This window comes from Sulfitobacter undariae, assembly GCF_014196805.1.
GTDB lineage: Bacteria > Pseudomonadota > Alphaproteobacteria > Rhodobacterales > Rhodobacteraceae > Sulfitobacter > Sulfitobacter undariae.
Map to the genome: position 1 here is coordinate 1 of NZ_JACIEI010000028.1, position 10,675 is coordinate 10,675.

The 10,675-nt window shown below is 51.4% G+C and carries 9 protein-coding genes; 6 read left to right on the forward strand and 3 right to left on the reverse strand.

The genetic code is table 11. The features are described 5' to 3' along the window. Positions 1-355: 355 nt before the first annotated feature. From GGR95_RS18410 to mprF, 3 genes are all read right to left on the reverse strand, one after another. Positions 356-1,477 carry a Hint domain-containing protein gene (locus tag GGR95_RS18410; RefSeq protein ID WP_246423454.1) on the reverse strand — a complete coding sequence of 374 codons (1,122 nt, stop codon included), beginning with the start codon at positions 1,475-1,477 and terminating at the stop codon, positions 356-358. Positions 1,478-1,992: 515 nt separating this feature from the next. Continuing rightward, on the reverse strand, positions 1,993-2,700 hold the full coding sequence (locus tag GGR95_RS18415; protein WP_184568338.1) for a VIT1/CCC1 transporter family protein: 708 nt from the start codon (positions 2,698-2,700) through the stop codon (positions 1,993-1,995). Positions 2,701-2,769: 69 nt separating this feature from the next. Then, a complete protein-coding gene (gene mprF / locus GGR95_RS18420; RefSeq protein ID WP_184568339.1) occupies positions 2,770-5,361 on the reverse strand; it encodes a bifunctional lysylphosphatidylglycerol flippase/synthetase MprF in 2,592 nt (863 codons plus the stop codon). A 199-nt stretch (positions 5,362-5,560) separates the two neighbouring features. Here mprF and GGR95_RS18425 point away from each other — a divergent pair, with 199 nt between their 5' ends. The 6 genes from GGR95_RS18425 to GGR95_RS18450 all read left to right on the forward strand — a co-directional run bounded on the left by GGR95_RS18425 (position 5,561) and on the right by GGR95_RS18450 (position 10,616). After that, complete coding sequence (locus GGR95_RS18425) at positions 5,561-5,767, forward strand: hypothetical protein (protein ID WP_184568340.1); 207 nt, start codon at positions 5,561-5,563, stop codon at positions 5,765-5,767. Between the two features lie 209 nt (positions 5,768-5,976). After that, entirely contained in the window at positions 5,977-6,351 is a 375-nt protein-coding gene (locus GGR95_RS18430; RefSeq protein ID WP_184568341.1) for a PepSY domain-containing protein, read from the forward strand. A gap of 69 nt (positions 6,352-6,420) precedes the next feature. Beyond that, complete coding sequence (locus GGR95_RS18435) at positions 6,421-7,095, forward strand: winged helix-turn-helix domain-containing protein (RefSeq protein WP_184568342.1); 675 nt, start codon at positions 6,421-6,423, stop codon at positions 7,093-7,095. Beyond that, entirely contained in the window at positions 7,092-8,498 is a 1,407-nt protein-coding gene (locus tag GGR95_RS18440) for a sensor histidine kinase (RefSeq protein WP_184568343.1), read from the forward strand. Before GGR95_RS18435 ends, GGR95_RS18440 begins: the two co-directional genes overlap by 4 nt. A 204-nt stretch (positions 8,499-8,702) precedes the next feature. Further along, a complete protein-coding gene (locus GGR95_RS18445; RefSeq protein WP_184568344.1) occupies positions 8,703-10,298 on the forward strand; it encodes a sulfatase-like hydrolase/transferase in 1,596 nt (531 codons plus the stop codon). Between the two features lie 105 nt (positions 10,299-10,403). Beyond that, positions 10,404-10,616 (forward strand): hypothetical protein, encoded by a 213-nt coding sequence (locus GGR95_RS18450; RefSeq protein ID WP_184568345.1) that lies wholly within the window; start codon positions 10,404-10,406, stop codon positions 10,614-10,616. Positions 10,617-10,675 lie beyond the last annotated feature (59 nt).

Genomic DNA, 10,675 nt, shown 5'->3' on the forward strand with positions numbered 1-10,675 from the left:
GCCACTCAGCACTGGGCTGGAAAAGCCCTGTCGCCTTCGAACGAAAGGTGGCTTAAACGAGCACTTGGGGCGGCACTAAAGCGTGACAGGTCCACGCATGAGATGAAGTAATCTGCCTCCGGCAAACAAGGGGCGTTGGCACTGGGGTAGATGATAATAACTATCAGTTCCCGTTAAAAGTTAAATCTGACCTACTTACTTGGCTGCCCCATGGAACTCGGTGTTGATTTTCGTGTTGGATTGACCCATTTTGCCATTTGGCGCTGACCCCTCTGCAACATGATAATCTCATGAAAAGTCGAAGGAGTTCTAGATGCCAGTGGGTCACGGCGTTTCGCAAAACTGGGTCAATTCCTCACCGGTCTGTGTGTTCGAATATTGGCTTTTGGTTTTGGTGGTGTCTCTGAACAAGACGCTTCATGAGTTTGCCTTTTGGCGGGATGGGTCTTGCGGACTTTGGGATATACTCAGGGTCAAGGAGGTCGGGGAACAGGGTCCGGATCTCGGTGCGGGCTTCTGGAGTGAGAGACTTGAGGGCTTCTGGTCCTGTGAACAGGGTTTCTGTTGCGGCCCCGTTGGACCAGATGATCTGGTGGTCGTCAAAGAGGATATGCCAATAGGTAACCTCTGTGATGTCCCATGCAATATTGATCCCATCCAGCGTTAAGAACTTATTGGCAGGAACAAGCACCTCACGGGAGCCAAACATGCGCTCTGCAATGTGCGAGCGGACCAGCACCCGGTGCTGTGGGGAGACCAGCAGGTCCTGTTCTGGCAGGTTGGCCCCAAGGGCCCCGGCACTGATGCGAATGGGGATCAGCTTTGGATTAGCCGCGAGTAGCGCCGCGTTCAGGCCACGACCACCAATCCACTGGATGGGTTGCGAGCCGTGATCCATTGTTTGCACCCTGTCGCCAACGCAAAGCGTCTCAATGGGGTGCTCGCCGGTCGTCGTCATGATGAGCGTACCAGAAGTGAAGCAGGGCGCGACAATAGCGCTGGTATCCGCCTGAAGATCGTAGACGGAACCGGAACCCGTTCCGTTTCCAGTAATCTGAAAGGTGGTGATAGGAACGTTGAACGTCAATAATGCCCCACCAGGGGCACCAGATACACCGGCGCCTTTAAGTTGGCCTGCGGCAGTAATACTCATCGCCGTAGGTGAGGAAGCGCCTGCAAAAGGGCTGACGAAGGTAACAACTCCGCTTGAAATCAAAGTATTTAAATCTACGGTCACGCCATCGAGTGCAAAGGTGAATACTTCGCTAATATTAGAGGCATTGATAATGAACTGAACCCCGGCAACGGGTTCGCTAAAAGCGTGTGTGTGGGTTTCCGCTTCGTTTATATATGCCCCTTCAACGCCTTGATAAGTAAATTGTCTGTATGCTGAGGTGCTTGTTGATGTGTAAGTAACGGTGTTACCTGCATCATTGACAAAGGAGCCGCTCGGATTATCGGCATCGACTAATGCCATTATTTATACTCCCATCCCGGTTTGTTCCTTCAATATATCATTGCTAATAGCAACAGTCAATCCGCGCTTTCCTCGCCTCAAATCCAAGAGCCCTACCCGCCTCAACAAGTTTTCTTCTGACAATGCCTCCTTGTTGATTTTCGTGTCGGATTGACCCATTTTGCCATTTGGCGCAGACCCCTTTGCAACATGATAATCTCATGAAAAATCGAAGGAGTTTTTGATGCCAGTGGGTCACGGCGTTTCGCAAAACTGGGTCAATTCCTCGCAGAATTCAACATGTTCATGTTCTGGCGTTTAGGGTGGCTATCCAACAAGAGCACCCTGCATAGATAAACGGGGTGCTCACAAATGTAAGCAGTGCATTTTGTCAGCAGGTAGCGACTTAGAAGGGCGCTTTCTGCATTCCTTGAGTGCTTTAAGTATTTTCAATCCACACATCTCTCACTGCCATAGTTTCGAGGTCCAGTATTTGCTAGAATGGATCAGGAATGGGCGCTCAATCGAAGATACTATCAAACACTCACGCCAAAAAAGCTTCCTACACCGGCTGTGATTGCCATCGCAGCAGCGCCCCAGAACAAGACACGCAGTGTTGCACGTAACTTTGGTGCGCCGCCCACTTGGGCCCCCAAAGCGCCAAGGCCTGCAAGGCAAATCAAAGTGGTGATAACGACAATCGGGATAATCTTATCACTTGGCGCGAGAATTGCGGCGGCAAGCGGCAGTGCGGCCGCAACAGTAAATGTTAGCCCTGAGGCAAATGCAGCTTGTAGCGGATTTGCCGCGTGTATTTCAGAAAGCCCAAGTTCATCACGCACATGAGCGCCCAATGCATCTTTTGCAGTCAATTCGCGGGCAACCAGAGCGGCAGTTTGTTCGGATAATCCACGGGATTGATAAATTGACGCGAGTTCAGCTTCTTCTGCTTCTGGCGTGTCGAGGATGGCCTGTTTTTCACGGCCAATATCTGCACGTTCAACATCTGACTGAGAGCTAACAGAAACATACTCACCTGCTGCCATAGACATCGCGCCAGCAGCAAGCCCTGCGGCCCCTGCTACAAAAATGGCAGACGGGTTTGGGTTTGCCGCTGCGACCCCCACGATCAGCGAAGACACCGATACAATTCCGTCATTGGCCCCCAAAACGGAGGCACGCAACCACCCCGTACGTGTGATGAAATGCGGCTCTTCGTGTGCGGCCTTATAAGGTAAATTCATATTCGTCTCTTTCTACACCCATTCGCGCTAAGCTTTGCGTGTGACTAAACCAGCCAAAGCTTAGCAACCTCATTCATGGATTTTATGACCACCAGAAACCAATGCCGCGGCATCAGTGGCAACCGCTAATATGTTCGTATGCGGTGACACGGCTAGAAACCTTGAATGCCATTCTGGTTCAAACTTGTTCTTGAACCCGCGCAACCCTTCAAAGTTGTAAAAGTGACCGCCATGTCGATAGATCAGAGATCCCAGCTTCATGGTCCAGCGGCTGCCTCTGCGGCTCTCAAGACCGGAAAGTGGCGCCATCCCCAAACTGAACGAGGTAAACCCTTCTGCCTTCAGATGGAGCATTAAATCGGTGAAAAGATATTCCATCAAGCTAGATGGCGCATCGTTGGAGTGCCGCATCAGGTCAATTGTGGCCGTCTTCTTTTGATTTGTCGTCAAGACATTCGCAAAGGCAACCAGATGGCCATTGTGATGAACAACCGCGATCGGGAACTGGCGTAGATAATCGTCATCAAAGTGGCCTACGGAAAACTGCTTTTCCTTGCCGTGCTTCTCGGTCAACCATTCATCCGAAATCACCCGCATTCGTGCAAGTGTCTCGTCATCCACTGGGGCGGGAAGAATCTGAAAGCTCAACCCGTCTCGTCCGGCCCGATTAAAGGTAGTCCGTAATTTTTTACGGTTACTACCGTCGAGTGAGAAGATTTCAAGAGCGACAACAGCCTCTTCCCCCATCTTGTGCAGAGCAAAACCGACTTCGGCCCATAACGGCAGATGTTCCGAAGATACCTCGTAAAAAACCGGCCGGCCGTTTGCGGCGTTTGCCATGTCCTGAAAGGCCCAGACCAGTTCGGCACTGGCGTTTGGATCACCTACGGGATCACCCAACACGATCCAAGAGCGGCCCTGAACGCGGTACATCAAAAAGGCCTGCCCGCAATCAGAGAACAAGATGGATTTGTCACCTGTCAGCACAAAATTCGCATCCGGATTGTCCTGCGCTGCGATGATTGTTTTTGCGCGGTCTAAATCATCTTTGGTTGCCAAACCTACAGTAGCTCGGGAAGGGCGCATCGCTAGAAACAACATCAAGATGCAGATTAAAACAGAGGCAACAAACCCGGCCCGCAAGGCGCGCGGCGCTGATTGATCCGCTGCAAATTGCCACCATAAATCGTGACTGTAAGGCGTCGCTTTGTGTCCAAAGAAGAACACGGCCCAAGCCGCGCCCCCGATACAGGCGACAAGCAACAGCCACCTGAATGACAAGGGGTTGCGGGTGAGCCGGGTGCTGCGAAAAAACTCGCGCCGACAGGGGAGTAGGATGAGTAACATCACTGAAAGGACCGCAGCCCGATCATAGTCCAGCCCTTGCATCAACGACGCAGCAATACCCGCCCCGAGTGCCAGTATTGCCAACCAATATGCGCCTTCAACCCGCCGCAACATTCCATGTGCGATGACCAATAGAAACACGCCAATGGCGCTCGACAACAATGCGCCAGTTTCAACGAAACCCAGAGGGACTAACACCTCGAGTTGCTCCGCCAATTCACTCGTAGGCGGAATCAGAGACGACAAGAGCATGACAATGCCAGATGTCAAAACCATCGCAGACATGGCCATGGGAACGACAGCACTGACGGCGCCAAAGATAGGCGACAGCGCTTGAAGTTGCGGCGAGCGCACCTTCCCTCGCGCCATGGTCAACTCAGTGAACGCCAGAAGGACAAGTGCCAAAGCAAACGGCATGAGGTAGTAAATCAAACGGTAAAGGAGCAATCCAGCGGCTGCCTGATCGATAGGGACTGACGCGGGCAGCGCTGCGATGATAATCGTTTCAAACACACCAACGCCGCCAGGAACATGGCTCGCTACGCCTGCAAAGATCGCAGCCGCGAAAACGGCAAGAAAGGTCGCAAACCCTAGATCGCTTGGCGGTAACAAAAGATAAAGCACGATAGCTGCCATCAAGATATCGATGGCGGTGAAGATGAATTGCCCCGCCATCAGGCTAAGCGAAGGAGGTTTGAAGGTATGACCGCGCAGCTTGATCTCGGATTTGCGCATCCCAAGCGCCACGATCAATCCAAGCGAGACCAATACCGCAACGATACCAATCCAACGCAGCACCGCAGGTGAGATCGATGTAAGTGACTTCAGGGCATAGGGATGATAGGCGAGCGCCCCAAACCCCACAACGGTTGCGCCAATTCCAAATGAAATGGAGCCGAATACCGCAATGGCTGCGATGTCGTATCCCGTCAAACCAAGCGCAGAATAGATGCGATAGCGAACGGCACCGCCCGTAACAGGGCCTGCCCCGATGGTGTTCCCAAGCGCGTATCCGAGGAAACCACCTGTAATAATGGTCGGCAAGGGTAGCTTTTTATCCAGATAGTTGAGCGCAGACCAATCATAGCCGATTAGCGCCGTATAGCCTGTGAGAGTTGCCAAAAATGACAGTGCAATGATGTGCCACGGAGTGCTACGCACCTGTGCCATCACTTGTTTTAAATCTACAGGCTTCAACAGGTGGTAGAGTGCATATCCTCCCATAGCGAACAAAAACGCCATGAGAATATAGGGCAAAGCGGGCCTAAGACGCGCCCAAGCTGCCCGACCACAATTAGAGAAATCACTACTCATCACCATCCCCACTCAAACCACAGGCATAAACACATCCAGCCCACATAGCTGGGCATATACACAGCATTTGTAAATTCTCTATAAGAAATTTCCTGTTTTCACGGGCCGCATCTGATTGTGGATTAATTGTAATCTGCACGTCGAGAAACAGCCACGTCCAGTGCCTAGCTATGGTTTAGACAAAAACAGGAGACTGAACATGAAAAAGATTTACCTAGTTACCGCACGGGCATTGGCCGTTTTTGGGGGCTTCGTTGCAATTGGAGCTGGCGCAATGATTGTCGGTACGGCCCTTATCCTTGGTGGCATGATGGCCTTGGCCGCAAAATTGGCACTCAAAGGTACCTCACCTGACCCAGAACTCTCAGAAGACATCAGGATGGAGGCCGCACAGCCGCAAACCTAATCCGTTTGATACTATTCCCAGTTTGAGATCGTGGATCAAACAAAGGGCAGAGGGTTTTAGCTCTCTGCCCTTTTTCATTTGAGCCTCAAAAAACATAAAATACCGACATGGAATATCTGTAATCTGGACGACAAGCGAACCGCAGACCCACACCCTAAATTGATGTCAGAGGGCGGCAAGGTGCATGCCCCACAACGACGGAGAATACTATGAAACGCAATACAATCATCGCCTTGGGTTCCAGCGCCCTGATGTCCCTTAGCTTGATCGCAGGTGCTGCAACAATCGCATCAGCTGACACCAGTGTAGAAGAAGCTCAGGCCTTTCTCGCCGCGCCCGGTTCAATTTCTGCCGCCATCAACGCAGCGGAAACCAGCACAGGTGGCAAAGCCATGAGTGCTGATTTTGAAGAAGACGGCGCCAACGCGGGCATGTATGAAGTTGAAGTCGTGATGCCTGACGGCACAACAAGCGAACATCTGGTCAATCCGGCTGACAACTCGGTAACAGTTGCGCCTGAGGACAATGATGACGAAGACCATCACGACAAGGACGAAGACCACGACAAAAACGAAAAGAACTAAACCTTAAACTTCTGATAAGGTTAAATGGCGGGGTTCACGCCCCGCCAGATTTTTAAAGATGGGACAATCATGAAGATTTTAGTGATTGAAGATGACAAAAAGACCGGTGCCTATATTGCGGACGGCCTGCGCGAAGAAGGCCATTCCGTTGATCTGATCGCCGATGGCGCCGCTGGTCTGGTTCAAGCCAGTGTCGGCCATTACGACATTCTGATTGTTGATCGCATGTTGCCCGGAATTGACGGAATAAGCCTTGTCAAAACTTTGCGCGGTGCAAAAAATCGTACCCCTGTTTTGTTTCTGACGTCATTGGGGGGTGTGGATGACAGAATTGAGGGCCTAAATTCAGGCGGTGACGATTATCTTGTCAAACCCTTTGCCTTTGGTGAACTCAGTGCTCGTATCGGGGCACTTGCCCGCCGCCCCCAAATGCAAGATGAGCCGGTCCTTTTGAAAGCCGCCGATCTGGAGATGAACCTGCTGACCCGCAAAGTGACACGCGCCGGACAGCCGATTGATCTGCTGCCCCGCGAGTTCTCACTGCTGGAGCATTTATTGCGGCGTAAAGGCCGCGTGCAGACGCGGACCATGCTCATGGAAGCGGTATGGGACATTCACTTTGATCCTATGACCAATGTGGTTGATACGCATATCAGTCGCCTGCGCCGCAAGGTCGACAAACCGTTCGAGACCGAAATCATAGAAACTGTGCGCGGCTCTGGTTATCGGATCGACACAGAATGAAGTTGCGCAGCCTCACGATTAAATCAACGCCTTTGCGCCTGACAATCACGTTTTTGGGGATATTCATCCTCTCATCCGCTGCCAGTTTTGCCGCCGCGTATTTTGTCCTGAGATCAAATTACGAGTCCATCCTTGAAGATGAAATAGAGCAAGCCATCGAAGTTTACGCTGCCATTGACGGTCAGGATGCGCTGATCAACCGGTTGAAAACGGATATCGCCGTGACCGACACCGAGCTGATGATCCTACACTATCAACCCGACCGTGCAGCACCCATCGCTAATGTTGCCCCTTTCCCGTCCGCGGGCGGCTTTACCATAGTCAGCAAAAAGAAAATCGACGGGCGTGATCGCGATCGGTCCAGTAGCTACCTCGCTCTGAGCGCCCGCGTTGGGCAGGGTCAGCTGACCATCGCAAAAACACGCGAACAGGTTGTCGAAATGGGCGAGATCATGCTCTCCGTGGTCTTGATCGGCCTGCTTCCCACGGTTTTGTTGACATCGGCGGCTGGAGCCCTCGCGACCCGCAGAGCCCGACGGAAAATTGACACCATTCAAAAGACGCTTTTGGAACTGACATCAGGCCAAATGACTGCCCGTGTGCCCGTTTTGGAAAATGATCGCGATGACCTGACTGAAATCAGCACTGCGGTAAACACCATGGCGTCATCCCAAGAGGCGCTTATCGCATCCATGCGCCAAATCTCGGCTGATATTGCACATGATCTAAAGACACCCATCCAGCGGGTCGCCGTTATCCTCGACGAAGTTGCTCGCAAAACAGTGCTGAGTGCGGGGCAGGAAGACTTGCTCGATCAGGCCTTAACCGAGACAGACCGCATCGTAAAAACCTTCCATGCGCTTTTGCAGTTGGCGCAGATCGAAGGCGGCGCTGTGCGCGACCGCTTTGCGCCTGTCGATTTGCAAGTTGTTGTAGATGACATCGTCGACTTTCTCGACGCTGAAGCTGACGAGAACGGCTATTCCCTTGAGCATACTGTGATCGGGTCAGGCCCCTTTACGGTCTACGGTGACCACCACCTTCTGTCACAAGTGATTGCCAATCTGTTACAAAATGCGATGCGTCACACAGTGGTGGGGTCCAAGATCAAGGTCCGCTTATCACGTGATGCCGCTCAAATCGTCTTGTGTGTAGAAGACAATGGAACCGGAATTCCACCCGAGGAGCGCGAAAAGGTCCTGCGCCGTCTTTATCGGTTGGAGCAAAGCCGGACAACCGAAGGCAATGGCCTTGGCCTGAGCCTTGTTGCCGCGATCTGCAAGCTGCACGATGCGAGCTTGTCACTGGAAGATAGTGACCCGGGATTGCGAGTCCGCATCACGTTTCAGACACTCCCTAAGTCACTCCCCGTAACGCCAACGCAAAAAACTTCTGAGGCATAATAGGTTCTGAAACAGCGCTGTTTTACAGCTAGTAAAGACGCAACAGTTTCATTAACTGCATCCTATGGATATGAAGCCACAGGCTTCATATCTGACGATTGCGCGCACATTAACGCAGTCGAAAACACCCCGCGCCACGTTCCGGAAATTCCTTTTCACTGCGACCCAACAACCAAAACCATACGGCTCAAAGGCAAAGACACGATGAAAACACTCTTTAGGTGGCGACCAGAAGTAAGTATCTTTACCTTTATCCTCATCATAACTGCCGGTAACCTTGCACTCTATCAAAAGCCCCTTTTGGGATACGGACTCTCTGTTTCAGCCCTACCAGCCAAAGCAGGTTGGTTACAGATACTCTCCCTAGAAGTTGTCCAATATTGCCTACTGGCTAGCGTTTTGTTTTTTGTCGCGACTTTCTCTATCACAGCACTCAGACTATTGGCGTCCCTCCTCGCCTTAATAAACGCCGCCGCCCTGTACTTCATGTTGACCTACAACATGGAGTTGGACCGCACGATGATTGCGAACATTCTCAGCACGGATAGCCGCGAAGCAGCAGGGCTTTGGCACATATCCATCGTTCCATACCTCATGCTGCTCGGCGTTGTGCCTGCCGTCATGATCTGGCGGACCAAACTGCGACGGTCCACTTGGTTACGGCGTCTATTTGGCAGCATTATTGCATTTGTGGCTTTGTTTACATGGCTTTACATGACATCTGCAACATGGCTGTGGTACGACAAATATGCTTCGCGGATGGGTAGTAAGATTTTACCTTGGTCCTACGTGATTAACACAGCTAGGCACTTTAACAGAATTGCTCTGGATGAGCGGCAACAAACGCTTTTACCTGATGCCGTCTTTGAGGATGGCTCCCCTGACCGAAAAGAAGTTGTTGTTTTGGTCATAGGCGAAGCCGCGCGCGCCGAGAGTTTTTCCCTCTATGGCTATGCAAAGAACACCAACGCCTTCACAAAAGGAACGTCAATCATCGCTCTCCCCATGGGCCGATCTTGTGCAACAAATACAATTTCCTCCACTGCTTGCCTTCTCACTCATGAAGGATCAGACGCGTCCTCGCACACCGAATTCGAACCCCTGCCGAGCTATCTGACACGATTTGGTGTAGAAACCATCTATAGAACCAATAACTCTGGGCCGCCCCCCGTCGACGTGACAACCTTTCAGCGGGCAAGTGAAATCTCAGCGGGCTGCACTTCAGGTACGTGTCCGACACCCGGAATGGATGAGGTACTGAATTGGGGTTTGGCCGATGTTCTGAATGCCTCCAGTTCAAAACGCATTTTTGTAACGCTGCATCAGACAGGCAGCCACGGGCCCGCCTATTACACGAAATATCCCAAAGGGTTTGATCAGTTCAAGCCAGAATGCAAAACCGTTCAAGTCTCAAGCTGTTCGCAAGAAGAGTTGTCCAATGCCTATGATAACACCATTCGATATAATGATTTTCTTTTAGCAGACCTGATTACACAACTCGAAACAGTCGATGCAAACACTGCTATGATTTACGTATCCGACCACGGACAATCGCTTGGAGAAAGCGGGTTTTACCTTCACGGAGCGCCAAATGCTGTCGCGCCGAAACAACAACGCGAAATCCCATTCCTTGTCTGGATGTCAGAAGGATTTAAAGCACAACGTGGTATCACCGATGCAGACATCATTCCGAGCGAAACTTTCCCGCATGATTTCCCTTTTCACAGTGTGATGGGCGCTTTCGGGATGACAAGTGACATCTACAAACCTAAGTTTGATATCTTTCGATCACAACGATAACCCCAAGGCTCAGGAATGACTTCTGTGAGTTAGATATCGTAATAACTTTTCAGTGGGGTTAGAGTCGTAAGGTTCACATAATCTTCGTGTCGCATGAGTGTCGACATGAAACTTAATCAGATCCTTCGCCAGCCGATACACATCATAAAACGCCATACAGCCGTTGTTGGCTTGAGCCTCCTGCTGCTCACTTCGACGACATTTTACCCGTCTGACATGGTCAATGACTACGCCGTTTCACGCGGTGGTCGTTCTTCTTCGGTCGTCATGTTGACCGAATGGTATGTAAGCGGTGCGCCCACCCCACCTTCCTTGTGAGCCCCTGATCTGAGATTCAGCCCTGACAGATGGATTATAAGGGAGTTTCTCCATGGAGC